Annotated in this window: 20 protein-coding genes and 1 pseudogene; 7 read left to right on the plus strand and 14 right to left on the minus strand. The window is 68.3% G+C overall.

From position 1 onward, the window contains the following. The first annotated feature begins 82 nt into the window (after positions 1-82). The 3 genes from L593_RS03320 (at position 83) to L593_RS03330 (ending at position 3,160) form a co-directional block, all read left to right on the plus strand. Complete coding sequence (locus L593_RS03320; RefSeq protein WP_020445511.1) at positions 83-1,273, plus strand: MFS transporter; 1,191 nt, start codon at positions 83-85, stop codon at positions 1,271-1,273. A gap of 62 nt (positions 1,274-1,335) precedes the next feature. Next, entirely contained in the window at positions 1,336-2,649 is a 1,314-nt protein-coding gene (locus tag L593_RS03325) for an NADH:flavin oxidoreductase/NADH oxidase (protein ID WP_020445512.1), read from the plus strand. Between the two features lie 58 nt (positions 2,650-2,707). Continuing rightward, entirely contained in the window at positions 2,708-3,160 is a 453-nt protein-coding gene (locus L593_RS03330) for a TIGR00725 family protein (RefSeq protein ID WP_020445513.1), read from the plus strand. Positions 3,161-3,265: 105 nt separating this feature from the next. On the opposite strand, the gene L593_RS15235 is transcribed toward L593_RS03330, so the two are convergent. Both L593_RS15235 and L593_RS03335 read right to left on the minus strand, forming a co-directional pair. After that, entirely contained in the window at positions 3,266-3,436 is a 171-nt protein-coding gene (locus L593_RS15235; protein ID WP_081638637.1) for a DUF1059 domain-containing protein, read from the minus strand. 68 nt (positions 3,437-3,504) lie between these two features. Beyond that, on the minus strand, positions 3,505-6,282 hold the full coding sequence (locus L593_RS03335; RefSeq protein WP_020445514.1) for a class I tRNA ligase family protein: 2,778 nt from the start codon (positions 6,280-6,282) through the stop codon (positions 3,505-3,507). Positions 6,283-7,008: 726 nt separating this feature from the next. Between L593_RS03335 and L593_RS03340 the strand changes: the two genes are divergently transcribed. Then, positions 7,009-8,367 (plus strand): O-acetylhomoserine aminocarboxypropyltransferase/cysteine synthase family protein, encoded by a 1,359-nt coding sequence (locus L593_RS03340; RefSeq protein WP_020445515.1) that lies wholly within the window; start codon positions 7,009-7,011, stop codon positions 8,365-8,367. Between the two features lie 447 nt (positions 8,368-8,814). Here the strand turns inward: L593_RS03340 and L593_RS03350 are convergent, their stop codons facing one another. Beyond that, positions 8,815-9,345, minus strand: a complete 531-nt coding sequence (locus tag L593_RS03350) for a 2'-5' RNA ligase family protein (protein WP_020445517.1) — start codon at positions 9,343-9,345, stop codon at positions 8,815-8,817. A 295-nt stretch (positions 9,346-9,640) separates the two neighbouring features. On the opposite strand from L593_RS03350, the gene metX reads away from it, so the two are divergent. Continuing rightward, positions 9,641-10,879 carry a homoserine O-acetyltransferase gene (metX, locus tag L593_RS03355; protein ID WP_020445518.1) on the plus strand — a complete coding sequence of 413 codons (1,239 nt, stop codon included), beginning with the start codon at positions 9,641-9,643 and terminating at the stop codon, positions 10,877-10,879. A gap of 35 nt (positions 10,880-10,914) precedes the next feature. On the opposite strand, the gene L593_RS03360 is transcribed toward metX, so the two are convergent. The 7 genes and pseudogenes from L593_RS03360 to L593_RS03390 form a co-directional block, all read right to left on the minus strand. Then, positions 10,915-12,639, minus strand: coding sequence for a histidine kinase N-terminal 7TM domain-containing protein (locus tag L593_RS03360; protein WP_020445519.1), 1,725 nt, complete (start codon positions 12,637-12,639; stop codon positions 10,915-10,917). A gap of 97 nt (positions 12,640-12,736) precedes the next feature. After that, positions 12,737-13,378, minus strand: a complete 642-nt coding sequence (serB, locus tag L593_RS03365) for a phosphoserine phosphatase SerB (RefSeq protein ID WP_020445520.1) — start codon at positions 13,376-13,378, stop codon at positions 12,737-12,739. Between the two features lie 346 nt (positions 13,379-13,724). Continuing rightward, on the minus strand, positions 13,725-14,936 hold the full coding sequence (ilvA, locus tag L593_RS03370; RefSeq protein ID WP_020445521.1) for a threonine ammonia-lyase: 1,212 nt from the start codon (positions 14,934-14,936) through the stop codon (positions 13,725-13,727). Between the two features lie 127 nt (positions 14,937-15,063). Next, a pseudogene (locus L593_RS16225) lies at positions 15,064-15,258 on the minus strand (helix-turn-helix domain-containing protein); the annotation flags it as partial. A 297-nt stretch (positions 15,259-15,555) separates the two neighbouring features. Then, complete coding sequence (locus L593_RS03380; RefSeq protein WP_020445523.1) at positions 15,556-17,064, minus strand: stage II sporulation protein M; 1,509 nt, start codon at positions 17,062-17,064, stop codon at positions 15,556-15,558. A 102-nt stretch (positions 17,065-17,166) separates the two neighbouring features. Continuing rightward, positions 17,167-18,648: an MATE family efflux transporter gene (locus L593_RS03385; protein ID WP_394296468.1), complete on the minus strand. Its 1,482-nt coding sequence runs from the start codon at positions 18,646-18,648 to the stop codon at positions 17,167-17,169. Between the two features lie 330 nt (positions 18,649-18,978). Further along, positions 18,979-20,037 (minus strand): deoxyhypusine synthase, encoded by a 1,059-nt coding sequence (locus L593_RS03390; RefSeq protein ID WP_020445525.1) that lies wholly within the window; start codon positions 20,035-20,037, stop codon positions 18,979-18,981. A 144-nt stretch (positions 20,038-20,181) separates the two neighbouring features. Between L593_RS03390 and L593_RS03395 the strand changes: the two genes are divergently transcribed. Continuing rightward, positions 20,182-20,847 (plus strand): glycosyltransferase family 2 protein, encoded by a 666-nt coding sequence (locus L593_RS03395; protein WP_049894277.1) that lies wholly within the window; start codon positions 20,182-20,184, stop codon positions 20,845-20,847. Positions 20,848-21,042: 195 nt separating this feature from the next. Here L593_RS03395 and L593_RS03400 read toward each other — a convergent pair whose 3' ends face one another. The 3 genes from L593_RS03400 to L593_RS03410 all read right to left on the minus strand — a co-directional run bounded on the left by L593_RS03400 (position 21,043) and on the right by L593_RS03410 (position 23,103). Further along, positions 21,043-21,810 (minus strand): Nif3-like dinuclear metal center hexameric protein, encoded by a 768-nt coding sequence (locus L593_RS03400; protein ID WP_020445527.1) that lies wholly within the window; start codon positions 21,808-21,810, stop codon positions 21,043-21,045. Between the two features lie 84 nt (positions 21,811-21,894). Continuing rightward, positions 21,895-22,716, minus strand: a complete 822-nt coding sequence (speB, locus tag L593_RS03405; RefSeq protein ID WP_020445528.1) for an agmatinase — start codon at positions 22,714-22,716, stop codon at positions 21,895-21,897. Positions 22,717-22,719: 3 nt separating this feature from the next. Continuing rightward, the gene (locus L593_RS03410) at positions 22,720-23,103 is read right to left on the minus strand and encodes a translation initiation factor IF-5A (RefSeq protein ID WP_020445529.1); all 384 of its coding nucleotides are present in this window, start codon (positions 23,101-23,103) and stop codon (positions 22,720-22,722) included. 234 nt (positions 23,104-23,337) lie between these two features. Here L593_RS03410 and L593_RS03415 point away from each other — a divergent pair, with 234 nt between their 5' ends. After that, complete coding sequence (locus L593_RS03415) at positions 23,338-24,108, plus strand: sulfite exporter TauE/SafE family protein (protein ID WP_020445530.1); 771 nt, start codon at positions 23,338-23,340, stop codon at positions 24,106-24,108. Positions 24,109-24,182: 74 nt separating this feature from the next. Here L593_RS03415 and L593_RS03420 read toward each other — a convergent pair whose 3' ends face one another. Continuing rightward, on the minus strand, positions 24,183-25,853 hold the full coding sequence (locus L593_RS03420; RefSeq protein WP_020445531.1) for an AarF/ABC1/UbiB kinase family protein: 1,671 nt from the start codon (positions 25,851-25,853) through the stop codon (positions 24,183-24,185). Position 25,854 lies beyond the last annotated feature (1 nt).

A 25,854-nucleotide genomic window follows, 5' to 3' on the forward strand; every position in this document is an offset into this window, starting at 1 on the left:
GCTTTACGCCACCGGTTCCCCTCCCAGGCGAACGCGAGTTCGAACGCGGCGTTTATCCCCGAACCCTGCCAATTTCCCCGGTGTGACAGTCCGCCGGGACCGGACGCTCCTCGCCGTCGTCGTCGCCGCCGTCCTCTTCGCGCAGGTGCTCCTCTACCCGGGCATCGGGGACCTCGTGACCGCGCTCGGTGCGACGACGGAACTCGACGCGGGGATGTGGTTCCTCGCCGCGGAGTTCGGCGCGTTCGTCGTCTGCGTCCCGGTCTGGGGTGCCGTCTCCGACGCGACGGGAAAGCGCGTGCCCTGGATCGTCCTCGGCGCGGCGGGCGCGGCGATCGGCTACGCGACGCTCGCCGTGCTCCCCGCCGCGATCGACCTGACGTTCACCGGCGTCCTCCTCCTGCGGGTCGTCCAGGGCGCGGCGACCATCGGCGCATTCTCGCTGGCGATCACGATGCTGATGGACCTCGAGGGCGGCCACGGGAAGAACATGGGCGCGGCAGGCATCGCGATCGGCGTCGGGACCGCGCTCGGCGCGCCGGTCGGCGGCCAGCTCTCCGAACTCGATCCGATCGCGCCCCTCGGGTTCGCCGCCCTCCTCCTCGCCGCGGTCGCACTGCTCGTCACGCTCGTCGAGGACCGCGCACCGGCGAGCGACCGATCGCCCCGAGAGGCACTTGCCGTCGTCCGCCGGACCCCGCCGCTGGTCGTCCCCTACGCTTTCGGGCTGATCGACCGGTTCACCGCGGGCTTTTTCGCGCTCGTCGGCACGCTCTACTTCCAGGACGCGTTCGGTCTCGGGCCCGGCGACACCGGTCTCGTCCTCATGGCCTTCTTCGCCCCATTCGCCCTGCTCCAGTACCCGATGGGTGCGCTCTCGGATCGGATCGGACGGACCATCCCGGTCGTGGCCGGGTCGCTCTGCTACGGCGTGGGGGTGATCGCCGTCGGGGTCGCACCCTCGATCGCGCTCGCCGCGGCAGGGATGGTACTCGTCGGCGTCCTCGGTGCGCTCGTCGCTCCAGCGACGATGGCCCTGGTCACGGATCTCGCCGACCCCACGGATCGTGGCGGCGCGATGGCGGGGTTCAACCTCTTCGGGAGCGTCGGCTTTCTGGGTGGCTTCCTGCTCGGCGGGACCGTCGCCGACGCGAGCGGCTACGAAGCGGCGTTCCTCGTCGCGGGTAGCCTGGAGATCGCGATCGCCCTGATCGCCGCGCCGGCGTTCCTCCGGCTGTCCCTGGGCAGGCCAACCGCGGCGTCGGCAGACTGAATTGCCGCAACTCGGCCCCGGTCGGGGACGCCTTCTTGCCGATCGGCTTCCAACGCCCGCCAATGCCGACGCTGCGGGACCCGGTCGAACTCGGCGGCCTAGAGCTGTCGAACCGACTCTATCGAGCGCCGGTGCTGGAGTGTGCCGGAACGAACGAGGACACCGCAGAGCGACTCGTTGCGGAACTCGAACCCGCCGCGGCCGCGGGCGCCGGATTGGTGTTCCAGGGCGCGACGATCGTCCGGAGCGAGGGCGGCTGCGCGGCGCCCGGGATGACCCGCTTCGCCGACGACTCGTTCGTCACCGGGCTCGCACCCGTTCCAGACGCGGTCCACGACCACGGTGGCCGGATCTTCTGCCAGCTCGCCCACGGCGGCCTTCGCAGCATGGAGGTCTGGCACGCCGAGTACCGGTCCGAGCACCCCGACCTCACGCAGGCGGCGGCCGCTGTCCTTCCCTGGCAGTTCCGCCTCCTCGACCGCATCGGCGTGCTCGACTTCTCGCCAGAGGTACTCACCACGGCCGAGGTCGAGGCTCTCGCCGCGGACTTCGGCCGCGCCGCGGCCCGCGCCGTCGACGCTGGCTACGACGGCATCCACCTCGCCGGCGCAAACATGGGCATCCTCCAGCAGTTCCTGTCGCCGTTCTACAACCGCCGGAGCGACCGCTTCGCCGACGGCGTTCGATTGCTCGAAGCGATTCACGACGAGATTCGCGAGCGAGCGGGCGAGGACGTACCGATCGTGACCAAGGTTCCCTCCGAGCGGCCCGCCCCGCGGATCGTCCACCGGCACCTCACCGACGACGACGCGGTCGCGATCTGCGAACGGCTCGCCGCGATCGGGTTCGACGGCCTCGTGCCGGTCCGGACTTCCGTGACGTGGGACATGAGCATCGTCCGCGGAAAGTACCCCGAGCGCTCCTGGAACGACGAGCAGTTCCAGGCCGGCTACGACGCCGCGTTCGGTAGCCGGTTGCAGAAGCGACTCGTCCAGGCGCTGAACTGGCTCCAGGCGCGCCGCTTCGGCTCCGAGCCGGGGTGGAACGCCGACCTCGCGCGGCGGGTTCGCGAGCGCGTCGACGTTCCCGTGTTGCTGGAGGGCGGCCTCCGCGAGCGCGAGCAGATCGACGCCCTGCTCGGCGACGCCTGCGACCTCGCCGGGATGGCGCGGCCCTTCTACGCCGAGCCGGAGCTGCCCGCCCGACTCCTGTCCGACCCCGACGCCGTGGCGGTGTGCGAGGACTGCAACAACTGCACCGTCCCGCAGGTCACCGGTGCGTCCGGGATCTGTCGCACGCCGAGCGTGCTCGAACGACGCGGCGAACTGGAACGAGAAGGGGCGTACGATCGCTCGACGGCAGACGAGGTCGAGTAGCACCTCGGCGATCGACGCCGGCGAAACGCTTGAGCGGGCGGCCGTCACAGTGCCAGCCATGCGCGTCAGCGTCATCGGGGGCGGGCGAGTCGACGAGGAAGATCGCGAACGAGCGGAAGCAGTCGGCCGCGAACTCGCCGAACGCGGCCACGAGATCGTCTGTGGCGGCCTCGGTGGCGTCATGGAAGCGGCCTGCCGCGGCGCGAAGGAAGCCGAGGACCCGGCGCGCACGGTCGGTATCCTTCCCACCGACGACTCTGCCGACGCAAACGAGTTCGTCGACGTGCCCATCGCGACCGGGATGGGCAACGCCAGGAACGCACTCGTCGTCGGGAACGGCGACGCAGCGATCGCCATCGACGGGAAGTACGGCACGCTCTCGGAAATCGCGCTGGCCCTCGATCGGGGGAGTCCGGTAGCAACGCTCGGGAGTCACGACGTCGAGGGCGCCGAGCCCGTCGAGTCGGCGGCTGGGGCGGTTACGTTCGTGGAGGACGCACTGCAGCGGTGAGGTCGAACTAGTGCAAGCCGTGGCGAGCGAGGAGGGCGCCACGCAATCGGATCGCTCGCCGACGGCCCGAGCGGAGGGCGCTCGAGTATCTCGACGCGCCGCCGCTCACTCGACCTCGACCGTCTCAATGCGCTCGCGAACGACCTCGGCAGGCGGCGGTGACTTGTCGTGTTGCTCCCGGGAGTGTCGCTGGACCTGCGATACGACCTCGTCCTGGTCGGCGGCCCGGATCAGGAACACGCACTCCGGTGCCGCGCACTCGAACTGGTAGGCCATGAGCGACGGTTCGGCGCCGAGGCACCTGAATGCGTTCCCGAACGCCGCCCCTCCGTCACGTCGCCGAACTACTCGACGTGGATCGCGGGCTTGCGCGGCGCCGCCTTCGCCGCGAGGTCCTCGCCGTCCTCGGCCCGCCGGACGGTCACCTCGGCGCCGAACTCGTCGTCGAGGAGCCACGCGGCGTCGGCGAGCAGTTCGAGCGCGCGCTCGCCGTCGACCACCGGTTCGAGGCCCTGGCCTTCGCTGGCGAGGTCGCCGGCGAAGGCGGCTGCTGCGTCGGTGTCCGGAACGCCCTCGTCGGCCCGGATATTCCCGACGATCGGCTCGTCGCGGCCGGCCTCCTGGGCGATCTCGTAGGCCCGGTACTTCCAGTCCTGAGCGACGACGAGTTCGACGTGCTCGGGATCGTCGATATCGACGACGTCGACGATCTCCCGCACGTCCGCGAGCACGTCGTCGACGAGGCGGCGCTCGGCGGCGCGATCCTCGGTGGGGACGTCCGTTTCCGGTTCTGGCCAGTCGGCTTCGACGACCAGACCGTCGGCGCGGAGCAGGTTCCACAGCTCCTCGCCGAGGTAGGGCGTGAGCGGCGCGATCAGCGCGGCGATCGCCTGCAGGGCGCGCTCGTAGCCGTCGTCGTGTGGGAGACCGTACGCGCTGTAACGGTTACAGAGACTCGCGAGTTCCCGGATCTCCGTGACGGCGCGGTGGAACCGGAAGGACTCGTAGTGGTCCGCGACGGCGTCGATCGCGCGGTCGACCGCTCGGTCGAGGTGGTCGTCTCGAGGCTCGCGATCGCGGCGGACCTCCGTGCGCTGCAGGAAGTCGACGACCATCCCGTGGACGTCCTGCTGGAGGTCGTAGGCGGCGCCGACGTTACGCGCGGTCCACTCGAAGTCCCGCTCCGGATGCGCGGCGGAGAGGATGAACAGTCTGGTCGTCTCGGGGCCGTACTCGTGGGGAGCGACGACGTTGTCCGACGCCTCGGACATCTGACGGCCGCTGTGGAGGACTGTGCCCTGGTTGACGAGGCGCTGGACTGGCTCCCGGTGAGTCGCGAGGCCGATATCGGCGAGGGCACGGGCGAAGAAGCGGATGTAGAGGAGGTGGAGCACGGCGTGCTCCTCGCCGCCGACGTAGACGTCGACGGGGAGCCACTCCTCGGCGAGGTCGGCGTCGAAGGGTGCGGAATCGAGGTCCGGCGAGAGGTACCGCATGAAGTACCACGAGGAGTCGACGAACGTGTCCATCGTGTCCGTCTCGCGCTCGGCGGGGCCGCCGCACTCGGGGCACTCGGTCTGTTTCCAGTCCTCCGCCGCGTCGAGCGGGTTGCCCGTCGTGTGCTCGAACTCGGGCAGTTCGACGGGAAGGTCCTCGTCCGGAACGGGCACGCGACCGCACTCTGCGCAGTGGACGATCGGGATCGGGGTACCCCAGTAGCGCTGTCGCGAGATGAGCCAGTCGCGGAGGCGGTAGGTCGTCGACTCCGCTGCGGCGTCGAGGTCCGCGAGGAGCCGTTCGCGGGCCTCGGCGCTCTCGAGGCCGGCGTACTCGCCGGCTGCGTCTGTGAGAACGCCGTCCTCGGTGAACGGGAGCTGGTCGGCGTCGGTGATCGGTGCATCCGCGGACTCCGCGACGACGGGCTCGATCGGGAGTCCGTGATCGCTCGCGAAGGCGTGGTCGCGCTCGTCGTGCGCCGGGACCCCCATCAGCGCGCCGGTTCCGACGTCCTCGAGGACGTACGGCGCGGCGTAGATCGGCAGTTCGTCGCCGGTGAGCGGATGGATCGCGGTGAGTCCGGTGTCGACGCCGGCGGTGTCCTCGGCGTGGTCGGCCTGGCGAAGGGATTCGAGGTCTGCGGCGAACGCGTCGTCTTCGTCGGCGCGCTGGCGAGCGAGGTCGTGGCCCGGCGAGACCGCGACGTAGGTCGCGCCGTGGACCGTGTCGAGACGAGCGGAGAAGACGGCGAGGTCGCCGAATGCGGGGACGTCGAAGGTGACCTCCGCGCCCTCCTGGCGACCGATCCAATCCGCCTGGATGTTCCGGACGCCCTCCGGCCACGCGTCGAGTTCGTCGAGGCCGTCGTCGAGTTCCTCGGCGTACTCGGTCGTCCGGAGGAACCACTGCTCGAGATCGCGCGTGACGACCGGCGTGCCACAGCGCCAGCAGACGCCCGCATCGTCGTCGGCGTCGTGATCGTGGGCACCGGCGTCGTCTGCCTCGGGTTCCGCGTCGGACGCGTCTCCGGTTTCAGCCCGGGCTGCGGCAGGATCGAGCGGATCTTCGAGCGGGTCTGAACCGGCGTCGGGGAACCCCTGCTCGTCGGCGGTTTCGACCTGCGCATCGGCCAGGACCGTCTCGCAATCCGGACACCAGTTGACCGTCGCGTCGCGGTAGTCGACGAGGCCTTCCTCGTAGAAGCGGGTGAACAGCCACTGGTTCCAGCGGTAGTAGGACGGGTCGCAGGTCGTGATCTCCCGCTCCCAGTCGTAGCCGAAGCCCAGTTCCTCCATGTCGTCGCGCATCCGCTCGATGCACGAACGAGTCCACGATTCGGGATCCGTCAGTCGCTCGTGAGCCGCGTTTTCGGCGGGCAGGCCGAACGCGTCCCAGCCCATCGGGTGGAGCACCGTGTCGCCCTGCATCCGCCGGAATCTGGCGTAGGCGTCCGTGATCGCGTAGTTCCGGACGTGGCCCATGTGCAGGCTCCCGGAGGTGTAGGGGAACATCCCGAGGACGTAGGTGGGATCCTCGGCCGAATCCGGGCAGCGGTAGACGTCCTCGCGCTCCCAGACGTGCTGCCAGTACTCCTGGACCCGCGCGTGGTCGTAGTGTCGGCGCATTTCTTGGCTCGTGGGTGGCGGGCGTCCGGCTTGAACGTTCGGCTAGGAATTGTTGGTTGGGAAGTGGATCGTAGCTCCCCGGCCGCAGCCGCCTACGGAAGCCCCCTCCCGCTCGACCGTCCTCGACTCGCTGCGCGCTTCGCTCGCTCACCCCATTCGCTCGCTGCAGTGCTTACGTCGTCGGGGACGGATCGAACGGTCGGCCCCTTCCGGAGCCCCTCCCTGTGGCTGTGGCGTGGGCCGGAATCCCGGTGGGACGTGGTGGCGCGCGTTTCGCGGCTGTGAGCCGAGCGAAGCGAGGCGAACCTCGTCGGAGCTTGCTCCGACGTAGGCGTCAGCAGCCGCGTAGCGTGCGAGGTCTTCGTGAGCGAAGCGAACGAAGGCTCGGAAGGCGAGCGTAGCGAGTCTTCCGGTGGACGAGCAGCGCAGTGGTGAGCGAAACGAACCCGAGTAGCACAGGAGGTTGGGGAAGATTGAGGATGCGGTTTTGGGTGGGACTTCGAAAGGGGCCGTGCGGTCGGTCCTTCCCGGGCGACGTAAGCACTACAGCGAGGCCGAAGGCCGAGCGAAGCGCGCAGCAAGCCCTGGAATGTCAAGCGCTCTGGGGCTTTCGGAGGGGATTAACCAGGTTGACGAATTCCCAAGAATAGCACTCATTTCACAGTTCACGTCAGGTGTTGCCGTAACTGGCAGTTATAGAAGTCTGCCGCCGTATGCACACGATACATGAGCGACGAGGACACACCGGACCCGGAGTCCCACCGACGCCACCGTCTCGGGACGCGGGCCGTCCACGCCGGCCAGGAGGAGCCCGATCCGGCGACGGGCGCCCGTGCACCGCCGATCTACCAGACGAGTTCCTACGTCTTCCCCGACGCCGACGACGCGGCGGGTCGGTACGCCCTCGAACGCGGTGGCCACCTCTACTCCCGGATCTCGAATCCCACGGTCGAAGTGCTCGAGGAGCGTCTCGCATCCCTCGAAAACGGCGCCGGCGCGGTCGCGACGGACAGCGGGATGGCGGCGCTCGACTCGATCACGCTCGTCCTCGCGAGAGCCGGCGACAACGTCGTCTGTTCGACGGACACCTACGGCGGGACGACGACCTACCTCTCGAAGACCGCCGAGCGGCGCGGAATCGAGGCCCGGTTCGTCCCGACGCTGGACTACGAGGCCTACGAGGAGCAGATCGACGAGGACACCGCCTACGTCCACCTCGAGACGATCGGCAATCCCTCGCTCGTCACGCCCGACTTCGAGCGCGTCGCCGAGATCGCTCACGCCCGGAACGTCCCCGTCGTCGTCGACAACACGTTCGCGACGCCGGCCCTCTGTCGCCCGCTCGAACACGGCGCCGACGTGGTCTGGAACTCGACGACGAAGTGGCTCCACGGCGCCGGAACGACGATCGGCGGCGCGGTGATCGACGGCGGCGACTTCGACTGGGCTGCAGGCGGCTACGAGGAACTCGCGGGGGAGAACCCCGCCTACGACGGCGTGGACTTCAGCGAGCGCTTTTCAGACGCACCGCTCGCCGCGGCAGTCCGCCTGCGCGCCGTCCGGAGTCTCGGTAATCAGCAGACGCCCTTCGACGCGTGGCAGACCCTCCAGGGGATGGAGACCCTCTCCCTCCGGATGCGCCAGCACAGTGAGAACGCCGCCATCGTCGCGGAGTATCTCCAGGAGCACGAGGACGTCGCGTGGGTCGCGTATCCGGGCCTGGAATCCCACGAGACCCACGAGAACGCCCGTCGGTATCTGGGGGATCCGCCGGAGGAGGCGAGCCGCGGCGCTGGCACCGCCGTCGACGGCTACGGCGGCATGATCGCCTTCGGCCTGGAGGAGGGGTTCCAGGCGGGCAAGCGCTTCTGCGAGCGAGTCGAGCTCGCTAGCTTCCTCGCGAACGTCGGCGACGCGAAGACGCTCGTGATCCATCCGGCGTCGACGACGCACGCGCAACTGACCGAGGAGGAGCAGTTGGAGGCCGGCGTCTCGCCGGACCTCCTGCGGCTGTCGGTGGGGATCGAGGATCCCGCCGACATTCTCGCAGACGTCGACGCCGGGATCGAGGCTGCGACGGAGTAGTAAGGAACCAGCGGGATGCGTAGTTGCCATCACAATGGACCGCATTAATAGCGATCGATATAGTATTGAAACTATACCCTATACCAGTAACGCATGAATCGGCAATACCTCAGGTATTCGGGAGTTTGCGCAGCCCTGACGGTCCTGCTTATCTTCCTCTACTACACCGCTCTCGATAGCTATCAGGGCGAAATAGGTGCAATTCTCCCGCCAGCCGTCACGGCAGGCGTCGCGTTGCTGTTTTTGCTGTTGGGATTAGGGAAAATGGAGGTCGACTGAACACCCGGCGATTCGGGACCCCCTCCGAGGTCGACAGTTTGTGGGGAGCGATCGTCCCTTTCCAGTCTTGGATTTGCAGCATCGAAACCCCCGGCATCACGGATTTCGACTCTAGGATCGAGGCGGCAACGGAGTAGGATCGAAACAGCATCCACCCCGATCCCCGTTCTACAGCTCGACCGCGGCCACCAGTTCGTGTTCGTCGCCCTCCTCCGGCGGACGGGTGATCGCGATCGTCTCGAACTCGAACGACCACGCGAAGTCGTAATTCAGCAAATACGTCACAATCTCACCCGTCAGCTCGTCCTCGAGTCCGAGCGCGAACCCGACGTGCGGGAACCACCGCGCAGGGTCGTAGAACGGAACCGGCGCGTCGCCGAGGTCCCCGACGGCAGCGACGACGTCGCGGTGCAGCGCTGCGAGTTCCGGCGATCGAGCCACCGGGAGCCAGACTGCGTTCTGGGGAAAGACGCCGATCCCGTCGGTGTGGACGGGCACAGGTTCGTGATTCGCCGCCACGTCCCGGACCACGTCCTCGACCGTCTGGAGGTCCGAGACGTCGTCGAGCGCGTAAAGCGTGACGTGGGGATAGGGATTGACGTACCGGTCGATGCCGAACGCAGCGACGAGGTCGTCCCAGACGGTTTCGACCCGGTCGGAGTACGGATCCGGGAGCGTGGGACCGACGATGACCGTCATGGGACGAAGTTCCCACCACGCCACGAAATACGTTGGCCCGGTCTGACCCGTCCTGCAACCCGGGCGCTCGAGGTCCGATCCCAAATCCGTACGCAGACCGGCGATGCCGTCGAGGTCGAGCGGACCCCTGCAGATGTTGCCGTAACTGAGGGTTATATCCATGTAGCACTATATGCGTGTTGTTAATGAGGATCTCTCCGCGTCCGCGCCGGTCCGTCGGTGCGACACGTCCTGCTGTCGCCCCCTGGAACACGAAACCGACAGCCTGCAATACTCCCCCTGCGGAGGTGCCCACATGTCGACGACGGTAGCGACCGAGGACCTCGGGGAGTTCCAGTTCGAGTGCGGCGAATCGATCCCGAACCTCGAGGTCGCCTACGAGACCTACGGCGAGTTCACCGGCGACAACGCCGTCCTCGTTTGCCACGCCCTGACCGGGAGCGCCCACGTCGCGAAGCGCCAGTTCGACGGCGACGAGGACGACGCGCTCGCCGACGTCCCGGAGACCGAGGGCCAGGCCCAGAGCTGGTGGTCCGACGTCGTCGGCCCCGGCAAGGCCATCGACACGAACGAGTACTACGTCGTCTGCGTGAACGATCCGGGCTCCTGCTACGGCACGACTGGGCCCGCGAGCGAGAACCCCGAGACTGGCGAGCCCTACGGCACCGACTTCCCGCCGGTCACCGTCGGCGACTGGACGCGGGTCCAGCGCGAGGTGCTGGACTCGCTGGGCGTCGGGCGCCTCCACGCCGTCGTCGGCGGCTCCGTCGGCGGGATGAACGTCCTCGACTGGGTCAGCCGCTATCCCGACGACGTCCGGCGAGCAGTGCCGATCGCCGCCGCGCCCAGACTCGACGCCCAGTCGCTCGCGATCGAGGCGATCGCACAGCGCGCGATCACCAGCGACTGCAACTGGAACGAGGGCCACTACTACGGCGAAGACCAGCCCGACCCAACCCACGGCCTCCAGATCGCCCGACAGCTCGGTCACGTGCTCTACCTCTCGAAGGCCTCGATGGAGGAGCGCTTCGGCCGGCGGGCTGCCGGGCGAGAGGCCGAACGGGACACGTTCCCCTCCGACCCCGCCGCGGACTTCTTCCCCTACCGCGACGTCGAGTCCTATCTGGACTACAACGCTCGCAAGTTCGCCGAGCGCTTCGACGCGAACAGCTACCTCTATCTCACCCGGGCGATGGACAACTTCGACCTCGCCTCCGGCTACGAGGACGACGCCGACGCGCTCGCGGCGTTCACCGGCGAGGCGCTCGTCATGAGCTTCACCGCAGACTGGCACTTCACCGTCGCACAGGCCGCCGAACTCGCCGACGCCTTCCGCGAGACCGACGCTCGCGTCGCCCACCACGTCGCCGAGTCCGACCACGGCCACGATGCCTTCCTCGTCGAACCCGAGACCGTCGGCCCGCCGTTGGCGGACTTCCTCGAAGCGGGCGTCGAAGGGAAGGCGGTCACGGACGCAGACGGCGACGTGCCCGAACAGGACACGATCCCGCCGGTGCACTCGAGTCTGTTCTGAGCCCCGATCCCGTTGGGAAGATTCTAGCGCGCCGCCTACGGTGACTGCTCCGAGGTATCGGTTCCCGGAAGCTCCAGTTCGATCGTCGTCCCTCCGTCGCCCGGCCCAGCGTCGTCACCGGTGTGAAAGCTGACCTCGCCACCGAGACTTCCCGCGCCCCAGGTGATCAGCCACAGGCCCAGTCCGCTGCCGTGTTCGAGGTCCGTCTCCGTCCCAGCGCGGATCGGCTCCAGTTCGTGGTCGGGAATCCCGGGCCCGTCGTCGCTCACGGTGATCCGAGCCCGGCCAGCGTCGTGGTTCGCTGCGATCGTCACAGCGGGTCGGTCGGCGGAGGAGTGCTCGACGGCGTTGTCGACGGCAGCCGTCAGTACAGCGGCCAACGATCGAGGATCCGTCTCCAGCACGTAGCCCTCGGGCACGTCGACGGTAACCTCCGCCGAGTCGCGATAGGGCTCGACGACGTCGTCGACGATCGGTTCCAGTTCGATCGGCTCGACCGGCCGATCCGGATCCGCGAGCGACTCCTCGATCGTCCGGGCCTGCTCGCCGAGCGAGAGCAGCCCGTCGGCCTCCTCGAGAATCGTCTCGGCCATGTCGGCGCGTCGCTCGTCCGGGGCCGAATCGGCGAGTTCCTCGGCGAACGCCCGGACGACGGTCATGTCGTTCCGGAGGTTGTGCCGCAGGACGCGGTTGAGCACCGAGAGTTGCTGCCGGCGGCGGGTCTCCTCGCTGACGTCCTGGAAGACGAGCGTGCGACCCAGCAGCGACCCGGACTCGTCGCGCACCGGCGAGATGGTGATCTCGAAGGGTTGCCGACCGGAAGCCGTCTGGAGTTCGACCCTGTGACGGCCCTGCTCGAGCGGAATGCTGGACTCGGCGGAGTCGGCGGGCACGCCGCCGATCTCGTCGATCGACCGGCCCACGAGGTCGTCGTCCGCCGCCGATCCGAGCAACGCGATCGCCGCCGGGTTGGCCTCGACGATTCGCCCCTCGTCGTCGACAACGACGACGCCGTCCCCGAACTCGGAGAGCAGACGCTCCCGTCCGAGCCGGCGAGCGGCTGGCGGCGAGTCGAACAGCGGCGCGCGGAAGAACACCGCCGCTGCGATCGCGAACACCCAGCCGAACAGCAGCGGCGTGGTCGTCACCTGCGGGTACGGCCCGATGCCGATCACCCACGCCAGACTCCCGGCGCCCAGGGAGACCACGACGCCCATCAGCAGCGTCGCCTGGATAGTGTAGAGCGCGTCGCGATCGACGAGCACCGCAAGCAAGATCGCGCCCGCCGCGAGCAAGACGGCGTAGGAGTACGCCTTGTGGACGTAGAGCCAGGGCTGCTTCTCGTAGGTGACCGTCGCCGCGCCGAGGGCCGCGTCGATCCGGTAGTCAGTCCACATGAGGGCGTGCTCGCCGCTCGTGAGCACCGCGACCATCGTGATCGCTGGCACCACGAAGAGCCCGGCCACGATCGGCCGGTCCAGAATGGTCCGGCGACCGGTGTAGGCGGCGACGAAGAGGAAGAAGGCGACCGGCCCGACGCCGTGACCGAGCCAGATCGGGATTTCGAACAGCTGGCGGAGCCGGGAATCGAAGACCAGCAGGCCGACGCCGTACCCGATCGACCAGCAGGCAGAGGCGAGCGCGCCGATCTGGAACCAGAGCGCACCGGGTTTCGCCCACCGGCCCCGGACGAGCCACCCCGAGACCAGGCAGAGAACGCCGGAGAGGAGGGAGAGGACGACCAGCGGGGAGACCGGCATTGGAAGCAGCGACGCACTCCACGTGCTTGCCAATTGTGCCCGCGGTAGTGCAAAACTGGGAGCCGGTCGGACAGCGACCGGCTATCGCACCGCGATGTCAGGCTTCGAGGTGCCCTTCCGCGATCAGCTCCGCCCGCAGTGCTTCCATCGTCGTCACCTCGACGTCGCAGTGGGGCGCGACGGCCTCCTTCGGCTCGAACCCGATCGCCCAGCCCGCGGCTTGCAGCATCGGGAGGTCGTTCGCGCCGTCGCCGACCGCGACGGTGTCGCCGATGTCGAGGTCCTGATCGTCGACGAGTAGCTCCAAAGCCTCGTCCTTCGTCCCCTCGATCAGCGAGCCCCGGACCTCGCCGGTGAGGGCGTCGTCCTCGACGGGCAGGCGGTTCGCGACGATCGTGTCCACGTCGACGCCCTCCTTCGTCAGCGCCTCGGCGACGCCGCGCTCGAACCCGCCGGTGAGGATCGCGACGTGGTGACCCGCTTCGCGGAGGTCCGCGATGACCTCGGCGGCGCCGGGGCGGAGCACGACCTCCTCGAAGGCCGCCTGGGCCTTCTCGTCAGGGAGGTCCTCGAGGAGGGCCGCGCGCTGGCGCAGGCTCTCTGCGTACTCGATCTCGTCGTTCATCGCCTGCTCCGTTATCGAGTCCATCTGGTCGGCGACGCCGTACTGGGAGCCGAGGAGCACCGTCATCTCCGAGTCCGAGAGCGTGCCGTCGAAGTCGAACGCGAACAGGGTCATTACGCGGGGTGAGCCAGTCCGGACAGATTAACGCCCCGAATTGGAGTGGGCGAATGAGTGCTGCTGATGGGATCGTATTAGATATCACCTCGACTGCAGACAACTTGGAAGCCCCCTCCCGCTCGTGGGATCTAACTCGCTGCGCTCCTCGCGTCGCTCACTTCGTTCGCTCCGCTGCGGTGCTTGCGTCGTTACACCCCACGAGCGGTCGGCCCCTTCCAGTCCCACCCGAGGGTGGTCGGTCGAGTCAAGCCACGTCTCGGTAGAAATTCGAATCGCACGAATCCACGGTGGACTGCGCACAGTCGCGTAGCATGCGGACACCGCCGGCAGCCGATCCGCGCCCTCAGACGAGCAGTTCGACCTCGTAGCCGCGATCCTCCATCGCGTCGAGGAGTTCGGCGACGTGCTCGTGGCCGCGGGTTTCCAGGTCGAGTTCGACCTCGGCGGCGTTCATGTCGATGTCGCGGGAGCTGCGGTCGTGCTGGATCCGGTAGATGTTGGCCTTCTGGGCGGAGAGGATCGAGATCAGGTCGTCGAGCGCGCCGGGGCGGTCCTTCAGCACCGTCTGGAGTTTGACGTACCGGCCGGTCTCGACGAGACCGCGGACGATCACGGTGGTGAGCGTGTTGAGGTCGAGGTTACCGCCACTCAGCAGGGGAACGATCGTCTCGTCCTCGGCGAACCGGAAGCTCTCCTGCAGGATCGCCGCCAGCGGGGCGGCGCCAGCGCCTTCGACGAGCGTCTTCGAGCGCTCGAGCAAGTAGAGGACCGCCATCGCGATTTCCGGGTCGGAGACGGTGACGACCTCGTCGACGCGTTCTTCGATGACATCGAAGGTCAGGTCGCCGACGCGGCGGGTGGCGATGCCGTCGGCCATCGTGTCGACGGAGTCTCGCTCGTAGATCTCGCCCTTGTCGAGGGACTGCGCGAGGCTCGAGGCCCCCTCCGCCTGGACGCCGATCACCCGGACCTCCGGGCGCCGTTCCTTGATCGCTGTCGCGACGCCGCTGATCAGGCCGCCGCCACCGACGCTGACGACGACCGTCTCGACGTCGGGGCACTGCTCGAGGATCTCGAGCCCGATGGTGCCCTGCCCCGCCATGATCTGCTCGTCGTCGAAGGCTTCGACGTACGTCCGATCCTCCTCCTGTTCGATCTCGTGGGCGCGCTCGGCGGCCTCCGCGTAGTCCAGCCCGTGCAACTCGACGGTCGCGCCGTAGGATCGCGTGGCCTGGAGCTTCGAGATCGGCGCGTACTCCGGCATCACGATCTTCGCGTCGACACCGAGCCGGGAAGCGGCGAGGGCGACCCCCTGCGCGTGGTTCCCGGCGCTGGCAGTCACCACGCCCGCTGCCTGCTGTTCTGGCGTGAGCGTCTTGATCCGATTCGTCGCGCCCCGGATCTTGAACGCTCCCGTGCGCTGGAAGTTCTCGAGTTTGAGGTTGACGTCCGCACCGGTCATCGCGGAGAAAGTGTGGGACTGCTTGAGCGGCGTGTCGCGTGCCGTCTCGGCGACCCGCTCGCGCGCCGCCTCGACGTCGGACAGAGAGAGCATGGCAGTCGGTTCCCACGCTCGGCTGTTAAGCAGTTCGGGGATCCAGGCAACCGAAAACGTGGTGTGGCAGCGGGAATCGTGCAGACGTGAACAGGGCTGGGCAGCGGCGGCCCATCCGGGCGCTCGCTCAGTCGTCGGCGAGCAGGTCGTCGAGTACCTTCGTCTGTGCGGCAGCGAGGTGCTCCGCGAGTGTGGACGGGCAGATGTCGAGCGCCTCCGCGACCTCCGAGGCGTTCGCGCCGCGTGGGTACTGGTAGTACCCCATCTCGTAGGCCGTGCCGAGGACTTCGCGTTGCCGGTCCGTGAGTTTGTCCAGATCGACCGCTGCAGTCGTCTCCGGTTCGGTCGAGACTGGCGTGGTTTCCTCAGGCTCTGTCGCCTCTGACGCCGTGGCGGCGTCCGCGTCCCAGACCCCCTCGCTGGTTCGGCTGCCCGCGTCGTCGACGCTCGAACCGCCGTCGAGAAGCGATCGGCCGCGTCGTGTGCGCTGGCGTCCCATGCGACAGTATCGGTCGGCGACGGCGAAAAGGAGGTCCGCGATTCCCGGAACGCTGGAACGACGGGCGAACTGGTTCGGGTACCGTCGATCGCGAGCCGTCCGAGCGACGGACCGCCTCTCTCAGATGCCCAGTAGACGCCAGTAGTACGGACTCACGAACGCCTCGATCACGGCGGCGAGGACGAACAGTATCGCGAGCCCCACGAGGACCTGGAAGCCGCGGTCGATGTCGTCCGCCAGCCGCTCGCGGCTCACCGATCCGAATACGTACCCCCAGCCGAGGCGCCCGAGGTGGAGTCCGAGTGCACCCGAGAGGAGCAACGCGGGAACTTCGACGATCCCATGTGGCAGGACGAACGCGACCAAGATTTCGGGCTCGACCTCCAGCTGGTAGAGGAAGCCGACGTTCGCGCCGTTGAACGCCAGCGAGACGATCGTCGGGAGGCCGAAGACGAGCCCCGAGAGCGACTGCCCGGCGGCGACCGACCAGTTGTTCGCGGCATAATTGAAGAAGGCGCCGACCGGGCCCTGGCGGTCCAGCCGGGCTTCGATCGAAGCGGCGAACAGGTCGTCGACCTGTGCACCGGCCCAGAGCCCGACCCAGACGCCAGCGAGGAGGACGACCGTGCTCACCCCGACGAGTCCGAGGTGACCCCGGGTGAAGGTCCAGAGCGCACTCCAGCCCCGCGCGAATCCGGCACGGAGTCGCGGCAGGCGGTCCGCCTCCGGCGAGGTCGGTGGCGAGAGGTCGACCTCTGCGTCGTCGGCGTACAGCCGCGTCTTCACGAGGTCGACGAGCGGGAAGACGAACACCAGCGGGAGCAGGGTCGTGACGGTGACCGCACCGAGCTGGCTGAACGCGCCGCTGACGACGTTGGCGGCCACGAGGAGGCCGATCGTCAGCGTCCCGTAGCCGATGGCGACGGTGAGATTCCGGCGGACGTAGCCGAGCGCGCCACGAATTCCCGCCACGACCCCGGCGTCGTCGACGACGATCGCCGGCCGGGCGAAAGCGAACAGGAGCCGAACGCCGAGCGATGCGACGGCGGCCAGCAAGAAGAGCGGGATGGCAGGAAGCGCAAGCAACACCAGATCGAGTCCGACTGCCACCGCGACGAGAGCGGTCGGGATCCCGAACAGGAACAGGTACGCGAGTAGCTCCACGATCGCGAGGCCGAGGAACGTCCAGGTGTCCGCGAAGACGCCGTCGACGCCCGCTTCTGTCGCGTCCCCGTCGGAGAGCACCGCGTACACCGCGTGGAGGCGCCCAGCCGAGACCGCAGCCTGCATCACCGCGAACAGGACGATCGCCAGCAGCGTTGTCACCAGCAGGATGGCGATGACCGTCGGCGTGAGGAGGTCCAGCAACGCTTCGCCTAAGGCCTCCTCGTCGACGTCGGTAGTGCCCGGGTCCTCGAAGCCGATCGGGCTCTCGCCCTCCAGTTCGTCGCGTACGGCCTCGATGCGGCCGCTGCCCCGGAGCGAGAGGTACGCCAGGAAGAGGCCGACGACGGGGACCACGCGGGTGATCACCGGCACCGCGAGGCCGGCGACGTAGAAGGGGAGCACCTTCGCGGGACGGGCGCCGAAGGCCCGAACGCTGTCGCGGACGGCGTCGTCGAGACTCATCGGGCGTCCGTTCCACGCCGGACCACTTGGTGGTGGGTGGTCGGTCGCTGGCTCGGCCAGCCGGGGCAGGGATTCAAGGTGCCCGAACCGATCAACCTGCGATCAGCCGGCGTCCACGGTCTCGTCACCGCCACGATCGGCGGGCGCATCCATCTCGTCGTTCCCGTTCTCGTCGCTCTCCCCGTCAGCGACCACCGCATCGCCGGCAGTCGAGCCACGGTCGGCCATCATCGACGCGGCGCGCTCCGCCCAGTCGCCGCGCGCGAACCCCCAGCACACGATGGCGAACCCCCAGACGTTCCAGGCGGCGACCGCGACGTAGACGGCGAGCGGACCGTAGCCGAGGACGAGTCCGCCGACGAACGAGACGCCGAGATACACCACCAGGAGCCCCGAGGTTCGGGCGATAAAGGGCGTCCGCGTCTCGCTGGCACCCTGGAGCGCACCGGCGAGGAGGACGAAGGCGGCGAGGAACGGTGCGGAGAGTCCATAGGCTCGCACGAACGCGAGCGCGTGACTCGCCGTCGCCGCGTCGTCCGTGAACAGGCCGACGATCGGTCCCGCAGCGACGACCAGTCCGAGCCCGATCGACCCGACGAGGAGCACCCCGAGCGCCGTCGTCGCCCACCCGTCGAAGCGCGCCTCGTCGGGCTTCCCCGCACCCAGGGACTGCCCAACCACGACGCTCGCGGCGACGTGGAGCCCGCGGGAGAGCGGGCTGGTCACCTGCTGGTAGACGCGCCGGCCGATCTGGTAGCCCGCGTTCACCGGCGTCCCGAAGTACAACAGGAGCGCGTTGAAGGGGAACTCGATCACCGTCGCGATCAGTCCCTCGGCGATCTTCGGCGCCGAGACGACGAGGAGCTGTTTGGCGATGACGAACTCCGTCGGTCGGCGCAATCCGGCGTCGCGAACGCCGAGCGCCAGCACCCCGACCATCACCGTCGCCGTGAACACGTTCCCGAACGCCGTGGCGAGCCCGACGCCGACGACCTCGAGTCGGGGCGCACCGAGCAGTCCGAGCCCGAGAATCAGGGAGAGGGCGACGTTCAGCACGTTCGAGACGACGTTGACGTACATCGGCGTCCGGGTGTCGCCGGTCCCCTGGAGCGAGCGGGCCGCGATCAGGGAGACGTGGCGTGCGGGCGCGGTCGCGAAGATGATCGCGAGGTAGGTGCCACCGAGGTCCGCGACCTCCGCGACCTCGTCGGGGTCGGCCCACTCCCCGAGCACTGCGATCGCGGGCTCTCCGAGGAAGAAGCCAAACAGCACGAACGGAATCCCAGCGAGCGCGCCGACCAGCAGCGCTTGGGAGATCGCCTCGTCGCGCGTCGCCTCCGCGCCAGCCCCGGTGTCCTGACTCGAGAGTGCGATCGCGCCCGTCCCCAACCCCAGTCCGATTCGCAGGGGCAGTCGTGCGTACAGATCGGCAAGCCCGATCGCCGCGACCGCGATCGGCGAGAACAACGCCGTGACGAACACGTCGGTGGTCCGCATCCCCGTCCGCGTGACCTGCTCGACCATCATCGGCCACGACAGCGAGAGGACGCGCCGCCAGACGCTCGCGACCCGACCGCGATCCACCATACGTCCGCTCGCTCGGCCCGCTACTTCAGTGCGCGGAAGGGATGTGTGCCTTTGCCGCGATCACCGACGGCCCACAACCCGACGCGCGATTGCACGTTCCACCGGGGTTTCGCGTGAGGCCCGATCCACCGAGATTCGTGAGATTCAACCGATTACTCTCGGGTGGGAATGGAAGGGGCCGACCGCTCGACGAAGGCCGGCGACGCAAGCACTGCAGCGACCGAAGGGAGCGAAGCGCGCAGCGAGCCGCCCGAGTCGAGCGGGAGGGGGCTTCCAAGGGGTATGCCGCTCTACAACGGACACCGAAAGAGAAGACAGGCCTCCAATTCACTCGCCGATTCGTTCGCGAGCGGCGGCCACGAGCAGCGGCAACGTGATCGTCGCATCGGCGTACACGGAGACGTTCCGCGCGGCAGGCTCCAGCTTTCCCCAGGACCGCGCTTCGTCCAGCGTCGCCCCCGAGAGTCCCCCGGTGTGTGGCGGATCCATCGTCAACTGGACCGCGTAATCGTACGCGTCGGGAGCGACGAGCATCGTCTGGAGCACGAAGTTCTTCGGCACGCCACCGCCGACGACGAGCGCACCAGACGAGTCGGCCTCGTGGGCGAGGTCGTTCAGCCCCGTCATGTCGCCCAGCGCGTCGAGCGTGAGCCCCGAGGTCTGTGAGTAGATCCAGGCCTGGATGCCGAGCACGGAGTCCTGCACCGCCGGACAGTAGATCGGCACGTCGTTCTCCCACGCAGCGGCGGCGATGCCAGGCCCCTCCGCTATGTCCTCCTCGTCGTTTACCTCGGCGTTGGCCCGGCCGAGTTCCGCACACAGATCCGCGATCGACACCGACTCCTGCTGGGCCAGCGGCGGGAAGACCCGATCGCGCAGGTGGGACTCGAACAGCGCGAAGTGCTCCTGGGGCAGGTAGACGTTGTAGATCCGATCCACGCCCTCCGCACGGAGGGTCTCGTCGTGCTCGCGCTCGGTCATGTCCGGGTGCTCCGAGCGGCCATGGTGGTGCTTTCCCCCGATGGCCTCGATCGCGTCGTGGGTGAGGTTTGCGCCCGTGGTTACCAGCGCGTCGACGTGGCCGTCACGAATCAGGTCCGCGACGATCCGGCGCATACCAGTCGGCACCATCGCGCCAGCGAGGCCGACGAAGTTCGTGACCTCGTCGCCGAGCATGTCGGCGTAGATATCCACGGCCTCGTGGAGCGTCGCGGCGCCGACGCCGGCGTCGCCGTACTCGTCGGCGAGTTCGCCAACGGTCATGCCCGCTCGAACCTCCGCGTGGCCGACGGGATCGTGGTGGAACTCCTCGCGTTCGGGGTCGTGGGCGTGGCCGCCGTCGTCGCCGTCGGCGTGGTCGCCCTCGTCGTGGCCGTCCTCGGTCATGACCGCGGATCCGCCCGCCACCCGTTTGAACGGCGCGGTTCCGCCCAGCGTCCGACCGACGTCGGGGAGGCTCCGGTGATCGTCGATGCAACGAATCCGCAGGATCGGAGCGTTCAACTTCCGAGTGGTCGAACTGGGGAATCGATGGGAGCGGCGCCGACCGTCAGCATCGTGATCCCGGCACGGAACGAGGCCGACTACCTCCCCGACTGCCTCGACAGCGTCGCCGCACTCGACACGGAGTACGACTACGAGACGATCGTCGTGGACGGCGACAGCGACGATCGAACGCCCAAAATTGCCAGGGAGTACGACGTAAGGCTCGTCGAGGGACCGGGCGAGAGCATCGGCGGCGGCCGTGCGCTCGGGGCCGAACACGCCCACGGCCAGTGGCTCTCCTTCGTCGATGCCGACACCGTCCTCCATCCCGACTTCCTCGACGAGATGCTCGCCTTCGTCGAGGCCGAGGATCTCGACGCCGCGACATCGCGCTGCCGGATGGACGGCCTCCGCCCGAAGCTCATGCAGGCGACCATCAACCGCGTGTTTCCCCGCCTCCGGCGGCCGATCCTTCCAGGCTTCAACTTCTTCATCGGTCGCGAAGTGTACGAGGCAGCGGGCGGCTTCCCGGAGGTTCCCAACGAGGACACCGCATTCAGCCGGCACCTCGCCAGAGAGTACGACACCGCGTATCACCCCGACGTGCTCGTCGAGACGTCCGGACGGCGGATCCACAGGTGGGGCCTGACGGGGACGCTCGTCCACTACCTCCGGCTTGACGTCGGTCGTCTCATGGCGGAGTTCCGCTGAGCAGGGAATCGCACCGAGGTCGCTCCACAGCTTTACGTCGGATAGCGCGGCGATCGCCCCCATGCGCTGACGACCAGTGCGGCGCGGCCGAGGCGAGAGTGTGGCACACCGCGTCGCGAACGAAAGAATCGATGCAGCGTCGCCACCTGCTCGCCCATCGGATCGACGGCGCCAACCGCGCGAGGTCCGCGCCGCTCAGAGCCCCGTCGGATGCTCAATGTAGGTCGTTGCGAGACCCCACTCCTCGGCGAGCGACCGGAGTGCCCGGACGCCACCGGTCTCCGTCGCGTAGTGGCCCGCGAGAATCACGTTCACGCCGGCCTCCCGTGCCTCGTGGTAGACCTTCTGTTTGCCTTCGCCCGTGAGCAGCACGTCGACGTCTTCGGCCGCGGCTTCGTCCAGCCAGTCCGAGCCGCTGCCGGTCACGATCGCGACGTCCGAGACCGTTCCGGGACCGTGATCGAGCACCTGCACCGAGCCGTCGCCGGTCGGGAGGTCCTCGTACAGCGTCGCCGAGAGGTCGTCCAGCGCCGTCGGCTCGGGCAACACCCCTTGCTGGCCGACGTACTCAGGCCCCAGTTCGCCGAACGGAGCGCGGTTACCCAGATCAAGCAGGTCCGCGAGTCGCGCTCCGTTCCCGAGGTCCGGGTGGCCGTCCAGCGGGAGGTGAGAGACGTACAGCCCCACGTCGTTCCGGAGCAACGGGGCGATCCGATCGTGTGCCGTGCCGGTCACGCGCTCGATCGACCCCCAGACGATGCCGTGGTGGGTGACCAGGAGGTCCGCGTCACGTTCGATCGCAGCCTCGATGGTCGCCACCGCCGCGTCGACGGCGAAGGCCACCCGCTCGACCTCGCCTTCGGCGGAGCCGACCTGGAGGCCGTTGGGACTGGCATCCACGTCGGCGTAGTCCTCGGTCCGGAGCCGCTCGTCGAGTCGCGAGACGAACTCGGAGCGTTGCATGACTGGGACTTCGCAGGACTGTGGAAAGGCAGTTGCGGTCGGGAGAGTGGTGACGCTGGCGCTCGATAGCTGTCCCCGACGCGTTCAGGGATCGTCCATCGCCGCGTGCGCGAAGACGAACGCCCGCAGAAGCTTCGCGGCGACCGAGGCCGCCTGTCCGTCGTCGCGATCGTTCACCTCGACGACGTCGAAGCCCTCGGCCAGTGGGGCGATCGCACGGACCACGTCGTGGACAGTCGCGGAGTCGAGGCCGAACGGCTCCGGAGTGCCGGTGCCCGGCGCGAACGCCAGATCCAGCACATCGACGTCGACGGTCAGGTAGACCGATCGGTCGTCGGATCCGAACGCGGCCGGAGGCGACCAGTCCGCGACGTCGGCAGGTTCGACCACCGTCACGTCGTCCCTCGCGGCGCGCTCCCACTCGGCCTCGCTGCCGGCCCTCGCACCGAGCACGAACACCTCCTCGGCGGTCTCGAGTGCTCGCCGCATGGCACAGGCGTGACTCAGTTCGTCGCCGTCGTAGGACTCCCGGAGGTCGAGGTGGGCGTCGAGGCTCACGACGACGTCTGGCTCGACGGCGCGGACGACAGCGACCGTCACCGCGTGCTCGCCGCCGATCGTGAGCGGGACGGTGCCCTCGTCGTGAAACGCGGCGAGTTCGCCCTCGAGAAAGTCGAGGTACTCCGCCGAATTCGGCCAGGCACGCACGTCGCCGTGGTCGTGGACGCCGAGGTCGGAGAAGTGCTGGTCGGTGTGGTGGTCGTAGTCCTCGAACGGACGAGCGAACTGCCGGACGCGATCCGGCCCAAAGCGGGTGCCCGGCTGGAAAGAGGTGGAAGCGTCGAGTGGCGCGCCGACGACCGCGAACCCCGCCTCCGCGCGGTCGGCGGTCGCGCCAGGAAACATTCGTTACGTCTGGACGATCTTGCGCTGCTCGTCCATCTCGAGGTACTCGATCTGCTGGTCCGGCGAGAGTTCGTCGTCACCGGGAACGCGGATCGTGATCGTCTCGTAGGTCTCCAGATCCATGACCTGGGCGACGTCCTCGCTCTCGACGCTGACGACCTGGCCCTGTTTGCGCTCGATGATGGGTACCCACACCTTCGCGTCGACGGGCTGGGAGAGCGATCGCTTCTGGCCGTCGAAGACGCCGACGCCCTCGATACGGGCCTTGGCGCTCCCGTGCTTGCCCGGCTTCGCGGTGCTGTAGGAGTTGATCTTGCAGGCGGCGTCGTCGATCATGACGTAGTTGCCCTCCTGCAGATCCCGCACTTCCTTCTGCTCTCTTGCCATGCGCCGGCGTTGCCACCGGACTGTGATAAACGGTTTGGAATCCCGGTCTGGCGGCCGGACGCGGAGGATCCGGCCGGTCGTCGGCGGAGGCTCGTCCCAATACAGGCGCGCTATCGAGGGGCAACCGAAAAACAGGCCAGGAGCACGAGGAAGCGCCGACCCGACGACGTCGCTCGGTCACGCGACGAGCACAGCCGGGGGCGATTTATTACACGAACGACGAATCGGTCGCACGTGCTCTCGCCGACCGTCGTCGCCGTCCTCGTGGTCGTGGCGCTACTCGCCGGTGCGCTGACGGGCATCGCCGGCTTCGGATTTGCGCTCCTGGGAACCGCCGTCGCTGCGACCCTCATCGACCCGGCACAGGCCGTCGTGTTGCTAGTCCTGCCGATTCTGGGCGTCAACCTCAGTCTGATCACGGAACTGGGCCCCGAGGACGCCCGGGAGTGCGTCGCCCGGTTCTGGCCGTTTCTCGGCGCGGCGTTGCTAGGTACCACCCTCGGGATGGTCGCACTGGATCTGATTCCCCGCTCCCCTTTGCTCCTCGGCCTGGGCGTGCTGACGCTCGGGTTCGTCGCGAATCGCCTCGGCTTGCTGCCGGGCGTCGAGACCGCGGCGGACCGCTGCTTCGCGGAGACGACGCCCGCGATGGTCGGCCTCGGGGCGGGGTCCGGGCTCCTCTTCGGTGCGACGAACGTCGGGGTCCAGTTCGTCGCATACGTCCGGAGCTGCGACCTTCGCCAGCAGGTCTTCGTCGGCGTACTCGCGATGTTGTTTCTGGGGATCAACGGCCTTCGCGTCGCGAGTGCCGCCGCGCTGGGGCTCTATCCGTCGGTGGGCTTCGTGGCCGTCTCCGCCGGACTGGCGATTCCCGCGGTCGCTGGCTCGCTGGTGGGCAGTCGGATTCGACCCCGTATCTCACAGCGACTGATCCAGCGGATCGTGCTCGGGCTGTTACTGGTCGTCGGCGTCAGGCTTGTCGCGAGCGGTGCCGGGATTCCGTAGCCGTCCCAGAGGCCAGGCTGGCTGGGTCGAACCGGTGACGCGACCGCACGCGCTTCGTCCACAGCCGGGGTCGGTCACTCCTCGTCCGGTCCGCGCCGGGCCCGAAGATTCTGCCGGGTGAACTGCGGCTGGGCGCGGATCCCTCGGCGCCGGCGGAACGATCGATAGAGGACGAGCAAGAGGAAGACGGTGGCGCCGGCCGCGACCGCGGTCGCCTCGATCGACGCTGCGACGTAGAGGATCGTCGTCGCGACGACGCCGGCAGCGGCGAGCATCCCGACGAGCAACCGCTTCGCGAGCAGCCCGAGGAGTTCGTTCGAGTCCTGAATCTCGGCCTTGACCCGGACGTTCTCGCGCTCGACGCGGTCCAGCGCGCTCTCGAGTTTGGGCGGGATTCGGACGGCCGCTGCGCCGGATCGCTGGAGCTGATCGCCGGTATCCTCGATCACGTTGCGGATCGTCTCCTCCCGATAGCCCTCCTCCGTGAGATACTCCGTCGCCGTCGCGATGAAGTCGAAGTTCGGGTCGAGCGTGACGCAGACGCCCTCGACGACGGTCGCGACCCGGAGGACCAAGGCCAGATCCTTCGGCAGCCGAAAGGGGAACTCGTAAATCGAGTCCTCGATCTGGCCGACGATCTGCTGGATGCGGTACTGCTCGATGTCCTCGCCGCGGGCGTCCTGGATGGCGAGTTCCATCACCTCGGCCATCACGGCGCGGTCGGCCTGCGGCGAGAGCGTCCCGATCTCGATCAGCGCGTCGAGGATACCGTCGATGTCCTGCTCGGCGACGGCGACGTAGAACTCGACGATCTTGTCCTGGACGAACTCGTCGACCCGGCCGGACATGCCGAAGTCGTAGAAGACGATCGTACCGTCGTCCTGCACCGCGAGGTTCCCAGGGTGGGGATCGGCGTGGAACACGCCGTGCTCGACGATCATCTCGAGGTAGGCTCGCTGGAGTGTCTCCGCGACCTCGGTGCGGTCGATCCCGTGCCGGTCGAGGTCGTCGATCCGATCGACCTTCGTGCCGCCGAGGTACTCCATCGTCAGCACGCGCTCGCTGGAGTGGGAGTCGATCGTGTCCGGAATCGCGATCTTCGGCTCGTCGGCGAAGTTCGCGCGGATCTCGTCGAGCATCCGCCGCTCGCGCTCGTAGTCCATCTCCTCGCGGATCGTCTTGTCGAACTCGTCGGCGAGGTTCCGCAGAGAGAAGGCCCGCGCCTCGTCGACGACGAGCAGGAGGACCGGGAGCGACCACCGGATCACCCGGAGGTCCGCGGCGACGAGCGACTCGACGCCGGGCCGGCGGACCTTCACCGCGACGTCCTGGTCGTCGATCCGGGCGCGGTAGACCTGTCCGAGACTGGCCCCGCTGATCGCCTCGGTGTCGAACTCGTGGAAGCGCAGCTCCGTCGGCCCGAGTTCGGCTTCGAGCACTCGCTTCGCGTCCTCCCACTCGGCGGGCGGCACGTCGTCCTGCAGGCTCGAGAGGACGGAAACGTACTCCGGGGGAAGCACGTCCGGCCGCGTCGAGAGCAACTGGCCGAGTTTGATGAACGTCGGCCCCAGCGTGAGCAGGGTGTCCAGTAACTCCTCGGCGCGGCGGGTCCGTTCCTCGGAGGAGACCGCCCGCCGGCCGCCGAAGAGCAAGAATCGGCGGCGGTCCCGCCACCACGCGAGGATGAGCGGGAGAAACTGCCGGAGGACGCGAAGGAACCGCCAGTACGGCCGGAGGAAGGGCACG

This window comes from Salinarchaeum sp. Harcht-Bsk1 (assembly GCF_000403645.1).
GTDB lineage: Archaea > Halobacteriota > Halobacteria > Halobacteriales > Salinarchaeaceae > Salinarchaeum.